The sequence below is a fragment of the Endozoicomonas sp. GU-1 genome (assembly GCF_027366395.1).
GTDB lineage: Bacteria > Pseudomonadota > Gammaproteobacteria > Pseudomonadales > Endozoicomonadaceae > Endozoicomonas.
Genome location: NZ_CP114771.1, coordinates 4,073,567 through 4,092,403, shown reverse-complemented (window position 1 = coordinate 4,092,403; position 18,837 = coordinate 4,073,567). Strand labels below are relative to the sequence as shown.

At 52.0% G+C, this 18,837-nt stretch carries 20 protein-coding genes; 13 read left to right on the top strand and 7 right to left on the bottom strand.

All coding sequences use genetic code 11. The features are described 5' to 3' along the window. Nucleotides 1-21 precede the first annotated feature (21 nt). The 6 genes from O3276_RS17130 to O3276_RS17105 are packed head-to-tail and all read left to right on the top strand — an operon-like array spanning nucleotide 22 to nucleotide 4,682. Nucleotides 22-705: an energy transducer TonB gene (locus O3276_RS17130; RefSeq protein ID WP_269672419.1), complete on the top strand. Its 684-nt coding sequence runs from the start codon at nucleotides 22-24 to the stop codon at nucleotides 703-705. Nucleotides 706-740: 35 nt separating this feature from the next. Next, the gene (locus O3276_RS17125; protein WP_269672418.1) at nucleotides 741-1,496 is read left to right on the top strand and encodes a MotA/TolQ/ExbB proton channel family protein; all 756 of its coding nucleotides are present in this window, start codon (nucleotides 741-743) and stop codon (nucleotides 1,494-1,496) included. Further along, complete coding sequence (locus O3276_RS17120; RefSeq protein ID WP_269672417.1) at nucleotides 1,493-1,933, top strand: ExbD/TolR family protein; 441 nt, start codon at nucleotides 1,493-1,495, stop codon at nucleotides 1,931-1,933. The genes O3276_RS17125 and O3276_RS17120 overlap by 4 nt, the downstream gene beginning before the upstream one ends. After that, on the top strand, nucleotides 1,930-2,844 hold the full coding sequence (locus O3276_RS17115) for a heme/hemin ABC transporter substrate-binding protein (RefSeq protein WP_269672416.1): 915 nt from the start codon (nucleotides 1,930-1,932) through the stop codon (nucleotides 2,842-2,844). Before O3276_RS17120 ends, O3276_RS17115 begins: the two co-directional genes overlap by 4 nt. Further along, nucleotides 2,834-3,880: a FecCD family ABC transporter permease gene (locus O3276_RS17110; RefSeq protein ID WP_209276391.1), complete on the top strand. Its 1,047-nt coding sequence runs from the start codon at nucleotides 2,834-2,836 to the stop codon at nucleotides 3,878-3,880. The genes O3276_RS17115 and O3276_RS17110 overlap by 11 nt, the downstream gene beginning before the upstream one ends. Nucleotide 3,881: 1 nt before the next feature. Then, complete coding sequence (locus O3276_RS17105; RefSeq protein WP_269672415.1) at nucleotides 3,882-4,682, top strand: heme ABC transporter ATP-binding protein; 801 nt, start codon at nucleotides 3,882-3,884, stop codon at nucleotides 4,680-4,682. 55 nt (nucleotides 4,683-4,737) lie between these two features. On the opposite strand, the gene O3276_RS17100 is transcribed toward O3276_RS17105, so the two are convergent. After that, nucleotides 4,738-6,282, bottom strand: a complete 1,545-nt coding sequence (locus tag O3276_RS17100; RefSeq protein WP_269672414.1) for an AAA family ATPase — start codon at nucleotides 6,280-6,282, stop codon at nucleotides 4,738-4,740. A gap of 273 nt (nucleotides 6,283-6,555) precedes the next feature. On the opposite strand from O3276_RS17100, the gene hutW reads away from it, so the two are divergent. The 5 genes from hutW to O3276_RS17075 all read left to right on the top strand — a co-directional run bounded on the left by hutW (nucleotide 6,556) and on the right by O3276_RS17075 (nucleotide 10,368). Continuing rightward, nucleotides 6,556-7,935: a heme anaerobic degradation radical SAM methyltransferase ChuW/HutW gene (gene hutW / locus O3276_RS17095; RefSeq protein WP_269672413.1), complete on the top strand. Its 1,380-nt coding sequence runs from the start codon at nucleotides 6,556-6,558 to the stop codon at nucleotides 7,933-7,935. Beyond that, on the top strand, nucleotides 7,932-8,432 hold the full coding sequence (gene hutX, locus O3276_RS17090; RefSeq protein ID WP_269672412.1) for a heme utilization cystosolic carrier protein HutX: 501 nt from the start codon (nucleotides 7,932-7,934) through the stop codon (nucleotides 8,430-8,432). The genes hutW and hutX overlap by 4 nt, the downstream gene beginning before the upstream one ends. A gap of 245 nt (nucleotides 8,433-8,677) precedes the next feature. Then, nucleotides 8,678-9,004 (top strand): hypothetical protein, encoded by a 327-nt coding sequence (locus O3276_RS17085; protein WP_269672411.1) that lies wholly within the window; start codon nucleotides 8,678-8,680, stop codon nucleotides 9,002-9,004. Continuing rightward, nucleotides 8,976-9,614 (top strand): hypothetical protein, encoded by a 639-nt coding sequence (locus tag O3276_RS17080; RefSeq protein ID WP_269672410.1) that lies wholly within the window; start codon nucleotides 8,976-8,978, stop codon nucleotides 9,612-9,614. Before O3276_RS17085 ends, O3276_RS17080 begins: the two co-directional genes overlap by 29 nt. Before the next feature lie 175 nt (nucleotides 9,615-9,789). Beyond that, nucleotides 9,790-10,368: a hypothetical protein gene (locus tag O3276_RS17075; RefSeq protein WP_269672409.1), complete on the top strand. Its 579-nt coding sequence runs from the start codon at nucleotides 9,790-9,792 to the stop codon at nucleotides 10,366-10,368. 56 nt (nucleotides 10,369-10,424) lie between these two features. Here O3276_RS17075 and O3276_RS17070 read toward each other — a convergent pair whose 3' ends face one another. The 6 genes from O3276_RS17070 to O3276_RS25835 form a co-directional block, all read right to left on the bottom strand. Beyond that, on the bottom strand, nucleotides 10,425-11,522 hold the full coding sequence (locus tag O3276_RS17070) for a DegT/DnrJ/EryC1/StrS family aminotransferase (RefSeq protein WP_269672408.1): 1,098 nt from the start codon (nucleotides 11,520-11,522) through the stop codon (nucleotides 10,425-10,427). Between the two features lie 100 nt (nucleotides 11,523-11,622). Next, nucleotides 11,623-12,009: a hypothetical protein gene (locus O3276_RS17065; protein ID WP_269672407.1), complete on the bottom strand. Its 387-nt coding sequence runs from the start codon at nucleotides 12,007-12,009 to the stop codon at nucleotides 11,623-11,625. Next, nucleotides 11,993-12,568 (bottom strand): Gfo/Idh/MocA family protein, encoded by a 576-nt coding sequence (locus tag O3276_RS17060; RefSeq protein ID WP_269672406.1) that lies wholly within the window; start codon nucleotides 12,566-12,568, stop codon nucleotides 11,993-11,995. The genes O3276_RS17065 and O3276_RS17060 overlap by 17 nt, the downstream gene beginning before the upstream one ends. A 217-nt stretch (nucleotides 12,569-12,785) precedes the next feature. After that, nucleotides 12,786-13,169, bottom strand: a complete 384-nt coding sequence (locus O3276_RS17055; RefSeq protein WP_269672405.1) for a DUF2541 family protein — start codon at nucleotides 13,167-13,169, stop codon at nucleotides 12,786-12,788. A gap of 191 nt (nucleotides 13,170-13,360) precedes the next feature. Further along, nucleotides 13,361-14,323 carry an NCS2 family permease gene (locus O3276_RS17050; protein WP_442876530.1) on the bottom strand — a complete coding sequence of 321 codons (963 nt, stop codon included), beginning with the start codon at nucleotides 14,321-14,323 and terminating at the stop codon, nucleotides 13,361-13,363. Further along, nucleotides 14,295-14,708: a solute carrier family 23 protein gene (locus O3276_RS25835; RefSeq protein ID WP_442876529.1), complete on the bottom strand. Its 414-nt coding sequence runs from the start codon at nucleotides 14,706-14,708 to the stop codon at nucleotides 14,295-14,297. The genes O3276_RS17050 and O3276_RS25835 overlap by 29 nt, the downstream gene beginning before the upstream one ends. 329 nt (nucleotides 14,709-15,037) lie before the next feature. Here O3276_RS25835 and xdhA point away from each other — a divergent pair, with 329 nt between their 5' ends. Together xdhA and xdhB are read left to right on the top strand one after the other, a co-directional pair. Further along, entirely contained in the window at nucleotides 15,038-16,510 is a 1,473-nt protein-coding gene (xdhA, locus tag O3276_RS17045; RefSeq protein ID WP_269672404.1) for a xanthine dehydrogenase small subunit, read from the top strand. Beyond that, nucleotides 16,503-18,836 (top strand): xanthine dehydrogenase molybdopterin binding subunit, encoded by a 2,334-nt coding sequence (gene xdhB / locus O3276_RS17040; RefSeq protein WP_269672403.1) that lies wholly within the window; start codon nucleotides 16,503-16,505, stop codon nucleotides 18,834-18,836. Before xdhA ends, xdhB begins: the two co-directional genes overlap by 8 nt. Nucleotide 18,837 lies beyond the last annotated feature (1 nt).

Sequence of the window (18,837 nt, the reverse complement as noted above, 5' to 3'; positions counted from 1 at the left end):
ACACTATAATCGCTCCTGGTCATGCCTAAAAAAGCTTTCTTCACATTGCTGATATCCGTTGCTGCCCATGTGGCGGTGGTGGTTGCGCTGGACCACCAGGAATCTGAGCCCAGAACCATTTATATGGGTTCTATCCAGGCACCGGTTTCCCTGAGCTTTGCCACGGTCAGCCAGCCGGAACCGCCGGTCAAAGAGCCGGTTGTTCAGGAAGAACCTGAGCCTGAACCAAAGGTAGTCCAGAAACCGATAGAGAACGCCAGGCCCGTTCTTGAAAAGAAAGCACCCAAACCAGAGCCGGTAAAGAAAAAACCGGAAAAAGTGACCGAAAAGCCTAAACCCGTTGAGAAGACCAGGCCTGAAGTGACTGAGCCGGTGATGAAAAAAACCGTGACTGAGAAAAGCCCGTCCCCCGGACTGAGCAACGAGCCCGTGATGGTGACCGAGCCGGCAATCCGTGACTGGGTGCAACCCCGCTACCCGAAACTGGCGCAACGGAGAAATCAGCAGGGCGTGGTGATGCTCGATGTAATTGTTGATGAACGGGGTCACCCGATCACCATCGATATTCTTGAGTCATCCGGCTACCCCGTGCTGGACAGGGCAGCCATTGATGCCGTTAAGCGCTGGTCATTCAAACCAGAGCAGCGTAATAGCCAATTTGTGAAATCCCGGGTGCATATCCCCGTCGCATTTGAAATCAGTTGATTCAGCAAACCATTTACTACTGAGCAGGTAACGCCATGTTGACAGAACACCTTGCATCACTGGGGATCATGGCCTGGCCATTACTGATCACCTCTTGCCTTGGACTGGCCATGATTCTTGAGCGGCTGGTGACCTATGCCCTGCTGCCCTCCATGAACCGCAAGGGGATGACCACACTGTTTAATGAAGTGCGTCAATGCTGTGGCAGCGAGAAGCAGGCACAAAGCAAGGACAATCTTTGCCAGCATCTTAGCCAGGACAAGGGGATTCGTCAGGGGGTTGCGGTACTTCTGAGCCACAGCACCTGGGAAAAGTCGATGCGTGAAGAAGTGGCTGGGCTGTGGCTGCTGAAGCAGAAGCGTAGCCTGAATGCCTGGCTGAAGCCGTTGATGCTGATTGGTGTGCTGGCCCCTATGCTGGGTCTGCTGGGTACCGTATTGGGTATGATCGATATGTTCCGTGATATTGCCGCCGTGGCCGGTCCGGTCACTCCGGATATTCTGGCTGCGGGTCTGTGGCAGGCGATGTTCACCACCGCATTCGGTTTGATCATCGCAATTCCAGCCCTGGCGGCGGCTCACGGTTTTGGTGTCTGGGCTAACCATTATCTCTCGAAACTGGAGTTTGCCCTGAATCACACTAACCTGCTGCTGGAGGGCCTGACGATGGACGACGATGGTTTAGCCACTGCACCTTCAGCACCCGACGTTAAGGGTTTAACGGTAAAGGGTAGTGCCAGTTCAGATACTGGCCAGCCAGAAGTCATCGGTTCCGGAGCGGTAGCGGCATGATTCGCATCAACGATATTGATGAAACCAGCGCATCACTCTCCATGGCGGATCTGACGCCGCTGCTGGATGTGGTGTTTATCGTCATGGTGTTTCTACTGTTCACCGCCAATGTACAGACGCTGAGCCTGCCGGTGGAACTGCCTCAGGCAACCCAGCAGGAGGCGTCGGTCACCACGGCCCCAAAAACGCTGACCGTCAGTATTCTGGAACAGGGCGAGCCCTGGGCTATTGGTGAACAGAAGTTTGAGCAGTGGGAAATGTTTGCTACCACTTTGCTGACACAGGTGAAAGAAGCTCCCGGTACCACTGTACTGATTGCCGGTGATAAAGATGCCCCCCTGGGCAATCTGGTCAAGCTGATGATGTTTTTCAGCCAGCACAAGATTGACGCTGCGCAGGTGCTGATGGAACAGGAAAATGGTAAAGGCGAACCATGAAGAAAACGTTTAAACCACTGTTGGCCATCCTGGTGGCTATCTCTGCTGTCATGGGTGGCAACGCTGCCCTGGCGCACGGATCACACGACAATCAACGTATTGTCTCTGCTGGCAACGGGGTAACCGAGATTATCTATGCCCTGGGTGCCGGTGATCAGGTGATTGCCGTTGACCAGACAAGCACCTGGCCCCCGCAAGTCAACCAGTTGCCCCGGCTCGGCTATCATAAACAGCTGTCTGCTGAGGGGATTCTGGCGCTTGGGCCTACCCTGCTGATTGGTACTGAAGACATGGGCCCAACTGCAACCCTGACCCAGCTGAAAAGTGCCGGTGTGGCGGTGGCAGCCCTGCCCCTGGAGCATACCGCTGACAGCATTGAACAACAGATCAAGTCACTGGCCGGTATTCTTGGTAAAGAGGAACAGGGCGAAGCGCTGTGGGACGACATCGAAGACTCCCTGGATGAGGCGCAAGCCATGGCTGCTGCTTATCAACAACAGCATGACAAGAACGTACCTGTCCTGTTTGTCCTGACCATGGGCGGGCGCTCCCCAACCATCGCCGGTACCGGCACTGCAGCTAATGCGATCATAGGTCTGGCAGGGGGATACAACCCGGCGGCAGAGCAGTTTAAAGGGTACAAGGCACTGTCCAATGAAGCCATGCTGCTGCTGGCACCGGAGGTCATCATTTTTCCGGGCTCAACCAGTAACCCGGATATGACACCGGCAAAACTGCTGGAACAGATGCCCATCCTGAAGCAGACGCCTGCTGGCCAAAACGGCCGGGTGGTTGCCATTGATGGCAATATGCTGCTGGGCGGCCTCGGCCCAAGAACGGGGGATGTTGCACTGTCCCTGGCGAAATCTTTTTACTTAGACCAAGGTAATCCATCCTCCAATGAGTCGTAACCATCAGGGGGCACTGCTGTTAACCGCGCTGGCAATCCTGCTGCCAGTCGTGGTGATTGTGTCCATTGGCGTGGGCGCTGTGCCCATTCCCGCAGGTGATATTCTGACCATACTGTTTGACCGGCTGGGTTTGTCCGACAGCACCATCAGCAACCAGTCTGCGCTGATTATTGAGTCCATTCGTTTACCCAGAACACTGCTGGGGCTTATTGTCGGTGGCTCGCTGGCAGTGGCCGGTGCCTCCATGCAGGGCCTGTTCCGAAACCCGCTGGCGGACCCCAGTATTGTCGGTGTCTCCAGTGGTGCGGCCCTGGGGGCGGGTATTGCTATTGTCCTGGGTGGTCTGCTGTTTGCCGGCGCTCCATCCCTGGTGCAAAGCTACAGCGTTTCCATTCTGGCCTTTGTTGGCGGGGTACTGTCCACCTGGCTGGTGTATAAAGTCGGTACCACCAGCAACGGCACGTCGGTGGCAACAATGCTGCTGGCCGGTGTGGCGATCAATGCCCTGGCCGGTGCCGGGATGGGGATGTTGAACTACGTTGCGGACGATACCATGCTGCGCAACCTGACCTTCTGGCAGATGGGCAGCCTGGGGGGTGCCACCTGGGACCTGGTGATTATCTGTGCCACGCTATTAATCCCGGTGGTGCTGATTCTTGGCCGTTATGGCCTGGTGCTTAACGCGCTGCTGCTGGGTGAGTCGGAAGCTCGCCATCTGGGCATTGATGTCCAGAAGGTGAAACTGACCCTGATTTTCCTGACGGCCCTGGCCGTGGGGGTTTCTGTTTCCGTCAGTGGTTTTATCGGCTTTGTGGGACTTGTAGTGCCTCATCTGATTCGCCTGGCGGTTGGCCCGGACCATCGTATTCTGTTGCCAGCCTCGGCCATGCTGGGCGGTATTCTGTTACTGGTAGCGGATATGCTGTCCCGCACCATTGTCGCCCCGGCAGAACTTCCCATCGGTATTGTCACTGCCCTGATGGGTGCCCCTTTCTTCCTGTCACTGTTGTGGCAGCAACGTAAAAGGATTGTCTGATATGGCCTCTGGTAAGGAAAGCGCAGCGGTAAACACGCTGGAAGTTCAGGGCGTATCGGTGCAGATCGGAGACAGGCACCTGCTTCAGGACATTAATCTGACCCTGAAGCCCCGGGAAGTGGTCTCTGTGCTTGGCCCAAACGGTGCCGGTAAAAGCACCTTGATGAAAGTGATCAGTGGCGAGAGAAAACCTTCCAGCGGCGAAGTGCTGCTTAATGGTCGCAGTGACTGGCCATTGAACCATCAGGCATTGATGCTCGGCGTGTTGCCGCAGTCATCCTCGTTGAGCTTTCCCTTTACGGCGGCAGAAGTCGTCCTGCTGGGCCGCATTCCCTGTGCCAGTCACCATGATGAAAACCTGATGATTACCCGGGAAGCGCTTAACAAAGTTGATGGCTTACATTTGCAGGATCGTCATTACACCACCCTCTCCGGTGGTGAACGCCAGCGTGTGCATATGGCGCGTGTATTAGCTCAGATCTGGGATGAAAGCCCTTATGGTCAGCGCTACCTGTTGCTTGATGAGCCTACATCGGCACTGGACCCGGCCCATCAACAGCTGACCCTGAAAATGGCCAGACAGGAAGCAGACCAGGGCATCGGCGTGATGGTTATCATGCACGACCTGAATCTGGCCGCGCGCTACTCTGACCGGATTGTGATTCTCAGGAATGGCAGGATAGCAGCAGAAGGCACACCCCATCAGGTTCTGACCCCGGAAACGATTGGACAAGTGTTCGATATTGAGGTCAGTGTATCTGAGCACCCGGCCTATCACTGCCCGCTGGTTGTGAACCATTAATTGGCCGTTTAAGCGATGGCCTGACGATGCAGCGTCAGGCCTCAAACAACCAGCGCTACCCTCCTGCCAGCACCGGCTCTCCGTGCCATTGTTCTGCCTTATTCCCTGAAGAAGTCGGGTGCGCAAGGCCATGGGCAAACGTCTCAAATACCTGGGATATATATTTTTCCAGGGAGCGCAGCCCCGGGTCTTGATCCATTTCAATAAAGTCATGAATCATGTCATGACCGCTCTGTGGTAAGGTGAAATCGGCAAACAGCTTACCCGCCGACTGATAACGCCTTTCCTTATTGGGAATCATGGTTTCAAAGGCAATTCTCTGTTTCGCCCTGGTATCGAAACCGTCAAATACGACTTTATCCAGTCTGGAGGCAATGGCTTCAAGCTCAGGATCGTGGGTGCTTAATTCATGAATATCACGGTTACCGGCAAGAATGATGGTCTCAGGCAAACGTACTTCTGTTTTCAAATAGGGACTGTAGTAAGAACGATTGGACGGATCGAGCAGCTTTAACATAAACGAAAGTACATCTTTGCTTTTCTCGTTTCCGGAGATGAAGAGCCGATCAAACTCATCAATCAGCAGAACCTGATTATGGTGATTAATATCCTGGCTTGAATCGGTGCGGGCAACAATCGCATCCAGAATTCTGCCGGCCCTGGCATTGGCACTTTCAAACGGGGTTCCGACAATATCGTCAATGGAGGCACCATCAAGATTGACAATGGCAAGGTTAGTCCCCATCGCTTCCGCCAGCTGTTTGGCTGCATAGGTCTTGCCGGTACCGGGTGCGCCCAGGAAATAAATCGGGTAATGGCTGTCATGGATTGAGAAATCGGTCTGCTGGTAAATCAACTCGGAATGGACAAACCGTTTTAACCGTTCACCTACGTGGGCTGAGTAGTCCTGCAAGGCTTCCTCGATTTTCTCTTCATCGTACACCAGTGCTTTGGAGTAAAACGGAAGCCGTAATGCTTTATCCAGAATTTTCTGCAACCGGTTGAGTGCTTCACCGCCAGGGCTGCGCCAGAAACTGTAAAACAGCTCATCCTCAATGTAATGTTGTGTGCGTTTGTCCAGCAATGCTTTCTTGGCACCGTAGGCCAGAATCAAATTTTCCTCGGCCAGCTTGGGCGTAAATATTCCGTAATAAAGATTCATAGTAAATGGAATAGATGTCGCCATTATTAATGCGGCACCCATCGTAAAAGAGGTGGTAACTAACAGGGTCGTAAGATCCGAGCTGGTCCTCACAAATTCGAAAATGGCTCCTTTGTACGAAAGTGTTGTTCCAGCAACAGCAAAAGCAGGCACATAAAACGCCAGATAGGGCAACGACTCATACAGAGAATATTCCTTCAGTACCCAGTTATACTGCCGTTTTGCCTCAGCCCAGCCTGACTTTACCTGAGCTTCAATTGGTTGCCCCCCATATCCGGAAGCATTCAGACGATCAAAGAAACGGTTGTTTGCCATATATTGCCTGACATAGCTGATATGTAATTTATCCGGTGTTACCGCAGTCTCATCTGCCAGGGCAATGGGACACAAAATAAAGGAGACTAAAAAGAAAATACAAAACTGCCTGAACTGCTTCATCAATTTAACCTTATTAACTTTGTTCGATTTGCGCACTTAGACAATATTTTCCTGATCAAGGTTCACAGGCATGAACTAATCCAATGATTGCGGTAATTCCGGTGACCACTCACATCCCGGAAATGGCCTGCATGGCCGTCACGTAACCACAACAATCCCACAGTGGTAAACCGAAGTTTTTCACCTGAAATCTGTTGATCTATATCAATTGCACACCACCTTACAAATCAAAATAATAATAATTCTCATTTTGCTAGTTAGAACGATCCGATTATGGTTGCCAGACACACCCTGGGTCCCGAGCTGACCGGGATATCATCCCCTGATCCACTGAAGTTTGCCTTTACCGGCAAGACGTCAGCCCACACCCACAGCGGCTCCATTCCGGTTCCTGCTGAGCAGACTCAGGCTGTGTACCGGCAACTGATGGATAGCCCTGCTAACCCACAGCGGCTGACGGACAGTAAGCGACTGGCCTATATCCATATTCCTTTTTGCAGAACCCATTGTTCTTACTGTGGTTTCTTTCAAAACACCACCAAAAAAGATGAAATTGCCCGCTATGTCGACTACCTGGAACGGGAAATTCGCCTGTCGGCACAGGATGCCTGGACTCAGGGAGGCCTGTTCCATGGCGTCTATTTTGGCGGCGGGACACCCACCGACCTGACCCCGGAGCAAATCATTCGCCTTGGCAATGCAGTACGTGAGTCCCTGCCACTGGCCAACGATGTTGAGATGACCTTTGAAGGCCGTTTTCATGGCTTTGATAACGACAAAATCGCGGCCTGCCTGGAATCCGGGTTTAACCGCTTCTCCCTGGGAGCACAGAGTTTTAATACCACCATCCGTCGCCGCATGAGCCGGATCGACTCCGGTGAATTCCTGCTGGAAAGGCTGGACTATTTCAGCAGTCTGAACAATGCAGCCGTCGTCGTAGACCTGATGTTCGGTCTGCCGGGCCAAACCCTGGATGACTGGGAGCAGGATCTGCACACCTTCCTGCAATCCAAAGCCCACGGTGTCGATCTTTATCAGCTCATTCTGCTGGGTTCCAGCCGGATGAAGCAGTCGATTGACAATGGCTCCATGCCCGAGCCGGCCAGCTCACCGGAGCGTGCGGAAATGTTTCGCCGGGGCGTTGATATCCTCAGTTCCCACAACGTCGGGCGACTGACTGTCAGCCACTGGGGACGGGATACCCGGGAGCGGAATATCTACAACCACGGGGTAAAATCCGGTGCCGAAATCATGCCGTTTGGTTCCGGTGCCGGTGGTAACTTTGCCGGGCACAATGCCATGAGCCTGAGAACACTGCCCGCCTATTACGAGGCCCTGGATGCTGGCCAAAAGCCCCTGATGATGATGAGCAAAGCCACGGGTAATAAACCGCTGCTGGGCACCATCGGCTCCGGTTTTGACCGTGGCTGGCTGGAAATCGGCAAGCTTGACCATGTTGCTGGTGCAGGCATGAGCGAGCACTGCATGCCGCTGTTTGAAGCCTGGCAGGACAATGGCCTGGCCACCATTCACCATGGCATTCTCGATTTGACGCTGCCCGGGCAATTCTGGAACGTCACCATGCACCAGGCCCTGATTAATTTTCTTGAACAACATCCTTTTGCTGGACAAAACACGGAGAAAGCCGCATGACTCTGGCTCAACAGGTGCAGGATATTCTGACCGGAAACCCGGCCATTTTACCGGCAGAAATAGCGAACCAGCTCAATGCCAGTGAGCTGGACGTGATTCAGGCCATGCCCGCTGACATGGTGACATTGATTGATGCCAGCCATTACCTGGATGTCCTGCGGGATATCAAAACCTGGGGCGAACTGACGCTGGTGATTGATGTGGATGGTTCAATTTTTGAAATGGTTGGCCATTTCCCGAAAGGGGGTGAAAAGTTTGGCTATTACAATCTGAGCGACCGCCGGACACCGCTGAAAGGGCACCTGAAGCTGGATAATGTTGCGGTGATCGCCCTGGTCAGCAAGCCCTTCCACGGTGTAGCAACCCGCTCGGTGCAATTCCTGAGCAAACAGGGCCGTATGTTGTTCAAAGTTTACCTGCGTCGGGATAAAGAGCAGAACTTTTTGCCGGAACAGCTGGAAAAGTTTGAGGCATTGAAGAGACTCTCTGCCGCCTGATTATCTCCCTGGTAACACGGGCACTGCTGGTTACCAGGATTTAAAACTGGCGTAAGTGATCTTCCACCTGAGCCCTCCGGTATCACCACCCGGAGGCTGACCGGGAATAGTCTGCGAATTTGCAGCAGAACCAGGGTACCCTAACCCAATGTCTGGTTGACTTGAATATTGAAAGAATGGTGTCCGGGAGGAACTTTTAACAGAAAGAACAGTCTCAAGGCAGAATTCAATAATTCCATAATCTAATGGATACGCCTGCCTGCTCTGATTCACACGCTATTTCTTGTTGTCTTCAAGATACCACTTCGTCTGGATCTGGTACATCGGGTCAACTCTTCTTCCGTGAAATAGCAGAAGCAGCAAATATTCTATGTGCCATGGGTACTCATGAAACTAATGAACACCACCTTCAGCAGCCAACGAAGTCTTTTCACAAGGCATTGAATGATGCCCGGTTTGAAAACAGAACGATCGTCATCGCTTATAGCGATAATGAAGAAGATCCACCACGTCACTTGCCGGTAACAACAGGATCGCAGAATAATGATCCTGCCCCCCGTATATATTCCTGAAAATGAACAGTTTTCAATCTATTCTCTGTTAGGGTTAGGGAATGAAATTCATTCATCAGACGATTTAGCCCGGGCAAGAGTTGATGAGCCTGATGAACGTTGCTACTTACCCATTGAGCACGAAAAGAAGCCTCGTAAAGCGCTCACCAAAGCACAGCGCCGAAGGGAGCGCTACAAAAATGACCCTGCCTACGCCGAGCACCTGAGGAAGAAAGGCAGGGAACGTTACCGTAACAATCCCGATTACGCAGAGCGCCAAAAGACGCAAAGCAGAGAACGTTACCAGAATGATCCCGCTTACGCGGAGCGCCAAAGGAAGCGCCAAAGGGATCGCAAAAGAGAGCGCTACCGTAATGATCCCGTTTACGCAGAACACAGAAGGGAGCTCAAAAGAAAGCTTCGCAGAAATCCCGTTTATGCAGAACTCGAAAGGAAGAAAAACAGGGAACGCTACCAGAATGATCCTGCTTACGCAGAGCGCCGAAGGAAGCTCCAAAGGGAGGGCAGAAGAAAGCGCTACCAAAATGATCCCGATTTCGCAGAGCGCAAACGAGAAGCGTCGCGAAGATGCCGCCTACGCAGAGCGCAAAAAAGTGCGTCACCAGAATGATCCCTGTTTTGCCAATAGATAAGCAGTTAACCAAATGAAATCATATTAAAAAGCAATTCTAAATGAACTTTTGCAAAATAATTCAGTCAAAGAGATTCACCCCCTGTTTGCCGCAGCATTACTGCCATAAAAATTGTGGGATATAAATAACTAATATTCTGAGGATATAAGACATATGAATGTCTCTCATCGTACTCCACCGGTGATCAAACAGCCACAACAAGTGGAACATCGGTCGGCCGGTTATGGCTGTGATTTTCAAGTTGTTAAAGACACTGCTAAAATTTCGAGTGGCTATGGTGGTATCGGTGCCTTCGGCGGTTACATGGGGGGTGCATTAATATCCAAGTGCCAAATCGCTTATGCCTTCCTCGGCCTACCTATTGGTTTTGTCAGTCTTGCCTGTCCTGTAGCCACCTTTATTGGCATCTCTAGTCACTGCGCTTGCGTCAAGAAACTTCCGGATCGACAGATCGCCATCTGTACTGAACCAGTCTCCCACACTGGTGACAAGCAACAGAGCTCGGAGCAACCATCGGTATCACTTCCACCATACTGGGATCCCGACAGCATGGCTCCTCCACCGTATTCGGGAGATGCGTTCATCTGCATAGATCCCTCATCGCATTCGTTCGTTTGTAGCAAATGCACAGCTCCCATTCAGTCTCAGCCAGGATTGGAGAGTTCTTTTGATGACACATTCAAAGAGCCTCTGGTATCGTGGGAGGGGGATCAGCAGGGGGCAATTTCTTAGAGTCTGCTTTGACTTGACGAAAAGGCTCTCTTGCCATAATTGAGATGCTTAAATAATTAATGCATCACTTTAATCAATGTGCTGGCAACGGTCTTGGTCTGGCTTCTGGTCATACCAGGATATATTGGCAGTGAAAGACAGTGTTCGGATAACTGCTCACATACGGGTAGTTCATGTTCACCGTCCTTCCCTGCCAATGCCCTTTGCTTATTTAGAGGCAACGGGTAATAAACAGCACTGGCAATACCTTCACCGGCAAGGCGCTTCCTGACCATATCCCGGCCAGTGGGCAAAACAACCGTAAACTGATGATAAATATGTTCCTGCTGCCCATGAGGAAAGAGTACCTTACTATCGTTCAGGAATTCTCGATACCATTGTGCTACCTGTTGTCGCTGAGCATTAAACACCTCTATATGCTCCAGCTTGACTCTTAACAGGGCCGCCTGAATTTCATCCAGACGACTGTTGTAGCCCGGGCACTCATGGTGGTACTGGTATGCACTGCCGTGATTTCGTAGCATCCGTACCGTTTCGGCGACTTTTAATTCGCTGGTAATGACCAGACCACCATCACCAAACCCACCCAGGTTTTTACTGGGGAAAAAACTGAAAGTACCGAGCAAACCGAAATTGCCGGTTTTTCGGGATTGATAACCAGCGCCAAAGGATTGTGCACAGTCTTCCAGCAGGATTAAACCATGACGATCACAGACGGCCTGAATCTCCCGAAGCGCTGCAGGTAAACCAAAAAGATGGACAACCAGCACGGCCCTGCAACGGGAAGTGATACTTCGCTCCAGCTCAAGGGGGTCAATATTGAATGTCTCTGAGTCTATATCAACCAGAACGGGTGTTGCCCCCACCTGGATAATGGCCTCCGCTGTGGAAAAAAAGGTAAAACCCGTGGTTAATACCTCATCTCCCGGCCCTATACCGGCAGCATGGAGAGCAAGAACAAGTGCATCGGTACCATTTGCACAACTGATGGCGTACCTGGCTCCGAGGTAATGAGCGACCTCCTGTTCAAAAAGCTCCACTTCTTTCCCCATGATAAAACGACCACTGCGCAATACTTCCAGCGCTTTTTTTTCTAACTGCGCCTGAATTGGCCGATGCCATGCCTGCACATCCACCATTGGGATAGTATTCATTTTTTTTTGATTCATGGTGCCCCTTTTACACTCAATAAAACGGTACCGATTATTCGCTATATGGTTATTTTATCCTTTGCCAGCCGTTCAACGTTTGCTGTCAGAGGCTTACACCCGTCTTATGAATAATCTCCGAAATTCTATTCGCGGCATGCAACGCATCTCGACCATCTTCACCACTGACCTTTGGGGGGCTTGCTGCCATAACACTCAGAAGAAAGTCTTCAATCTCCAGCCTGAGCGCATCACTGCCCTCATAACTCTGCTCCTGACATTCGATGGCCGGAACCCCCGGATGCAACTCCCCTTCACCTTTGAAGAAATGGCTGACTTTCAACGCTTGAAAGTCAACGCAGATACAGGAGCATTTCTGGAAAATCCGCATTTTCCTTTTGCTTTTCTGACTGATTCGACTGGCGGTCACATTGGCAACACAGCCATTGGCAAACGACAAACGGGCCTGGGCGATATCAATGGTGTCTGACAAGACTGCACTGCCATTGGCCGCAATATCCAGTATCGGGGGAATCCACCATATTCAGAATAATATCCAGGTCATGAATCATCAGATCCATAATCACATTGATGTCCAGGGATCGTGGTTTAAAGCTGGCCAGTCGATGAGACTCAATAAACCGGGGCTGGTTAACCTTGTCGGCAACACACCGCAGTGCTGCGTTGTAGCGCTCCAGAAAGCCAACCTGGAGGATCAGTTGTTGCTTCCTGGCCAGCTTAATCATCTCTTCAGCCTGGGGTACATTGCTGGCAATGGGCTTTTCCACCAGCACATGCACGCCCGCTTTCAAAAAGTCACTGGCTATGGCGTGATGCAGGGCGGTAGGAACAACAACACTGACGGCATCAACCTGCCCGATCAGGTCCCGGTAGTTACTGAAATAATGGGTGTTGCAGCTGCTGGCAACCTGCTGGCCACAGGTCTCGTTGATATCGGCAACGCCCACGAGGTGGCTGGATGCCAGCCGGGCATACTTCTGAGCATGAAATTTACCAAGATAACCCGCTCCAATCACTGCCGTTCGTAGCATTTGCTGGCATCACTCTCTGGCTTATGGGAACGCCGCCACTCTGAACAGTATTGACCCGGTTATGGAATTGGTATTAAAACGATATTCCCTGATCAAGGTTGTCGATGAATAGAAGCAGTAAAGAAAAGATAGACAGAAATTGCAGTTCTGCTAGAAGAAATGAGGCAGAAAGTGAAAGGCAGCGAGGCACGCTGCCTTAGGAATGCATTGCCAGCAATCAGCTGCGCTTGCCGTAGACGCTCACTTCGGCATATTTATGACCACCGACAGCGGTTCTGTAGTCCAGCTCAATCTTGTTGATGACGCGATCACCCTCGAGCAGACGGTATGGCAGTGAACGCTTGCCCTTCTCCAGACGCCTGTTAATGAAAATATTCTGAGACTCACCATTACCAAAGACCACCCGGATCTTCTTCATGAAAATGGGGGCTCTGCCCACTCTGAATGCGATGGTATCGTACCGGCCCTTAAAACCGCTTACATGAATGACATCCTGTTCGCTCTGGAAAGACACACGACGCTCACCGAGTTTTTTCCAGTCATCTGCCATAACGCCAAAGCTCAGCACGCTCATCAGTGCCAGGGTCAAAAGCTTTTTCATAGCAATCCTTATCAACTCTTACGGGTAAAATAATTCAGACGGATATTAAGGAAACTGGAGCCACAACCATAGTCAGTATACATCCAGAATTACGGCGGTTTATTGCTATGAAAAGAGATTGCAAAACGTAAACACCCGACCATGTGCAGCCATATTCACTGACTGCCCATGCATGGCCGGGTATGGCTCAATCAAATACCGAAAAAAATAAACTTCAGAACAAATAACGTGGCCAGAATCCACATACTGATACTGACTTCACTGGTCCTGCCCGCCAGCAGTTTTACCAGTGGGTAAGCGATAAACCCGAGAGCAATACCGTTAGCGATGGAAAAGCTCAGCGGCATCATAATGGCGGTAATCAGTACCGGACCCGCTTCCGTCAGATCATTCCAGTCAATGTTTGCCAGACTGCCTGCCATCAGCACGGCAACATAAATCAGGGCACCGGCTGTCGCATAGGCAGGAACCATGGCCGCCAGTGGCGACAGGAACATGCAGAGCAGGAACAAAACACCCACAGTGACGGCTACCAGGCCTGTTCGTCCACCTGCTGCGACACCTGAAGCACTTTCAACATAGGATGTCACCGTCGGTGTTCCCATCATGGCACCCGCCCAGGAAGCGGTGCCATCGGTAACCATCGCCCGGTTCATGTTGTGCATCTTGCCATGCTCGTCAGCCAGACCGGCTTTATCGCCAACGGCAATCAACGTTCCGGTGGTATCAAACAAATTCACAAACATGAAAGCAACGATAACGCCCAGCATCTCGGGTTTCAGGGCGCCCATGATATCCAGTTTGCCCACCACAGGTTCAAGGCTCGGTGGGGCGGAGTATATTCCCTGAAAGGCGATATCCCCAGCCAAAAGGCCTATGCCAGAAACAACGACAATGGCGGTCAGCACCGCTCCCTTGAAGCCACGGTAAGCCAGCCCCAGAATCAACAGCAGGCTCAAACAGGCCATTACCGGGCTGAACTGGGTAATATCACCCAGCGTGATAATAGTGCCCGGGCTGGCCACCACAATACCGGCATTTTTCAGACCAATCAGTGCGAGGAAAAGGCCAATACCGGCGGTAATACCCACTCGCAGACTTTTCGGAATGCTGTTGATAATCCACTCACGGATTTTGAACAGGCTCAGCAGCATAAAACCGATACCCCCCCCAGAAAACGGCACCCATCGCCTGTTCCCATGAGTAGCCCATGCCCAGCACAACGGCATAGGCAAAGAACGCATTCAGGCCCATACCGGGTGCCAGTCCTACGGGCCAGTTGGCATACAGGCCAATAGCGATGGAGCTCAAACCGGCGACAATACAGGTAGCCGCAAACAAAGCGCCTTTATCCATACCGGCATCGGCAAGCATACCCGGTATCACAAACACCACGTAACACATGGTGACAAAGGTGGTGAAACCGGCCACCAGCTCGGTTTTTACCGTTGTGTTATGTTCCTTAAGCTTGAATAACCGCTCGAGAAACGTGGGCTTCTCGTCTGCTAAAGGCAGTGGTCTTGTATCCGCTCTATTCATAGAGGCTCTAATCCTGTTGTAGAAAATTTTAAGATCCCGGTCGTACGGAAGCAGAGCCTCCCGGATTCAGGTACCTGTATTCTGTCGTTAAAATCGTTATCCAGCCTGGCAAGACTAACAACCTGGAATGGAACAATGCAAATTTCTGACTATATAGTCAATAAAATTCACAGTTGGTGGCTTGCTATTTTACTGACCAGATAGTCAAATTAATGCAAATTAACAGGCTGGAAATGCCATACAGCCCGCCCAACGGGAGCTTCAGAGTCTGTTGCACAAGGCCTGTCATGGCATAGAAAGACAAAATAAAAAGAAAAGGACATGCCATCGTGATTCGCTTTCTTCTTAACGATCGGCTCGTCGAAGTTGAGGACATCGCTTCAGATACCACGGTTCTTGATTATCTTCGAGGCAACGCTGAAACCAGCTCTGCAAAGCCTGCCACTGAACAGCGTACCGGCACCAAAGAGGGCTGCTGCTCCGGTGACTGTGGTGCATGCACTGTTGTGGTGGGTGAGCCAGAGGGCGATCAGCTGAAATATAATACCATGAACGCCTGTATTGCGCTGCTGCCTTCGCTGCATGGTAAGCAGCTACTGACCGTAGAAGACCTGGCAGGCTCGATCCACCCGCAAGATAACCAAAACAAGAGTGAGTTACACCCGGTACAGCAGGCACTGGTTGACCACCATGGGTCGCAATGTGGCTTCTGTACCCCGGGCATTGTGATGTCGTTATTTGCGCTTCACCATGAACCTGCGGAAAACCAGCCGGATGTTCTTGAGGCCCTGGGCGGCAACCTGTGCCGGTGCACTGGCTACCGCCCCCTGATTGATGCCGCTGAGAGCCTGGCCAATGGGCAACCGGATGACAAATTCTTCAGACACCGGGCAGAAACCTTATCCAGACTGCAAACCATAGAACAGCTGGGCAGTGTCAGCGGTAACGGTGCATTTATTCCTGCCAGTGAAGATGAGTTCGCCCGGTACCTGGTGGAAAACCCGGACGCCAGGATTCTGGCCGGTGGTACCGATCTTGGGCTCGACGTGACCCAACAGCTGAAGAAAATAAACAAACTGGTATTGGTAAAGCGTATTCCTTCTCTGCAGACCATTCACGAGGAAGAGAATGAATTGGTGATTGGTTCGGCTGTCACTTATCGGAGCCTGAAACCCATACTGTCAAAGTACTTTCCTGAGTTTGCACAGATGCTGGACCGGCTGGGCTCCCAGCAGATACGCAATCAGGGAACCCTGGGCGGCAACATCGGCAACGCCTCGCCCATAGGCGACACTCCCCCGGTGTTACTGGCGCTGGATGCCTCTCTGGATCTTCGTCACGGAGACACCCTCCGAAATATCCCCCTGAACCGGTTTTTCCTGGATTACAAAAAGACTGCGCTTCAATCCGGTGAATACATTGCCCGAATCCGTATTCCCACAACCCCTCACCAGTTGAAAGTCTATAAGCTCAGCAAACGCTATGGTGATGACATCTCCACCGTCCTGGCCGCGATTAATCTGGAAACCAGCGACGATGGACACATAACCAGGGCAAGAGTGGCATTGGGTGGCATGGCGGCCATCCCCAGACGTGCAGACTTGTGTGAGCAGATTTTAACGGGATCACCACTGAACCAGGAAACACTCAGTCAGGCCAAGGCCGCTCTGTGTCAGGAGTTCAGCCCGATGTCCGATGTCCGGGCCAGCAGCGAGTATCGTCTTGTAGCCGCCTGCAATTTGCTGGAGCGTTATTTTATGGAACTGTCTGGCCAGAATGTAAGGATTATCTGTCATGCGTAAACTACCGGATCTGGCCAGTGAACAGCAGCAAAGTCCTAAAAGCGGAAACCGCTCGGCTAAACACGACAGTGCTTATCTGCATGTGACGGGTAAAGCCATCTATATTGATGATCGCCCGGAAATGGCCAACCAACTGCATGCCGGGTTTGGTCTTTCCACAGAAGCCCATGCAGATATCGTCAGCATCAATGTTGAGGAAGTCTGGAACACGCCCGGAGTTATTGCGGTCATCACCGCAGACGATATTCCGGGTCACAAAGATATTGGCCCTGTCTTTCCCGGCGATATGCTATTGGCCGATGGCCGGGTGGATTATATCGGCCAACCGGTGTTTGCCGTGGCCGCCACCTCCCATAAAGCGGCGAAAATCGCAGCCCGCAAAGCTGTGATTGAATATCGTCCGCTGGAGGCCATTTTGGGTATTGATCAGGCCATGGTGCAAAACTCCTTTGTACGGCCTGACCACACCATGAAAAAAGGCGACGCCGGACAGGCCATCCATAATGCCGATCACCGGCTATCAGGACAGATGTCGAACGGTGGACAGGAGCACTTCTATCTTGAGGGGCAGATTGCCAGCGTGATTCCCCTGGAAGACGGTCAGCTCCATGTCCATACCTCAAGCCAGCACCCTTCGGAAGTGCAAAAGCTGGTCGCTGAAGTCATTGGCATACCACTGAATAAAGTGGTGGCCGATGTGCGCCGTATGGGCGGCGGTTTCGGTGGCAAGGAGACCCAGGCCGCCGCCCCGGCCTGTATTGCGGCGCTTCTGGCGGTAAAAACCAGCAGACCGGTGAAGTTTCGCATTGATCGACAGCAGGATATGCTCTCTACCGGTAAACGACACCCTTTCCGCCATCGCTATACCGTGGGTTTTGATCAGCAGGGCCTGCTTGCCGGTGTTGATATTGAGCTGGCCGGTGATGCCGGGCACTCTCCGGACCTGACCGACGCCATTGTCGACCGGGCCATGTTCCACTCTGATAACGCCTATTATCTCAATAACGCCACCGTGATCGGCCATCGCTGCCGAACCAATACCGCATCCAATACCGCTTTCCGAGGCTTTGGCGGACCTCAGGGCATGCTGGTTATTGAACGGATTATGGACGACATTGCACGTTCAACTGGGCTGGACCCCCTGGAGGTTCGCAAGAGAAACCTCTATGGCATCACTGACCGGAATACCACGCATTACCACCAGCGTGTGGAACATAACGTACTGCATGAGGTGATCGGCCAGCTGGAAGAAAGCTCAGACTACTGGCAACGACGGGAAGCCATCCGCGCATTCAACCAGCAAAGCCCGGTACTGAAAAAAGGGTTGGCGTTAACACCGGTGAAATTTGGTATCTCTTTTACCGCAAAACATCTGAACCAGGCCGGTGCGCTTGTCCATGTCTATACCGATGGCAGTATCCAGATCAACCATGGCGGTACCGAAATGGGTCAGGGTCTTTATATCAAAGTCGCCCAGATCGTGGCCAACGAGTTCGGTGTTGCTCTGGAACGGGTGCAGGTGACGTCTACCCGCACCGACAAAGTACCCAACACGTCACCCACTGCGGCATCCAGTGGTACCGACCTGAATGGCAAGGCTGCTCAGGATGCCTGCCAGAAAATCCGGGATCGTCTGGTTGATTTTGCGGTTGAGCACTATGGCGTCTCAGGGCAGGAAGTGTCATTCCAGGATGACGAAGTGCGTCTTGGTGAACGTCAAATGCCGTTTGCTGACTTTATTCAGGCGGCCTATCTGCACCGGGTTTCCCTATCCAGCAGTGGTTTCTACAGCACGCCGGAAATTCACTACGATCGGGAAACCGCCAGTGGCAGACCGTTCTACTACTTTGCCTGTGGTGCTTCTGTGTCAGAAGTCACCGTGGATACGCTGACCGGTGAGTACAAGGTGGATCGGGTGGACATTCTTCACGATGTAGGCCACTCACTGAACCCGGCCATTGATCGGGGTCAGATTGAAGGTGGTTTTATCCAGGGCATGGGCTGGATGACCACCGAAGAGCTGGTATGGGACGACAGTGGACGTTTGCTCAGTAATAACCCGGCTACCTATAAAATCCCCACCATTGAAGATATGCCACCGGTATTCAATGTTGAGCTGTTCCAGCAGCCAAACCCGAAACACACCATCTATCACTCCAAGGCGGTAGGTGAGCCCCCCTTTATGCTGGGTATGTCGGTGTGGTGTGCCATTCGGGATGCAGTATCCAGCCTTTCGGGTTATCAGGTTAATCCACAAATTGATGTGCCTGCCACCCCGGAAAGGGTATTGACGGCCGTCACATCCATAAAAAAGAACGCGCTATAAA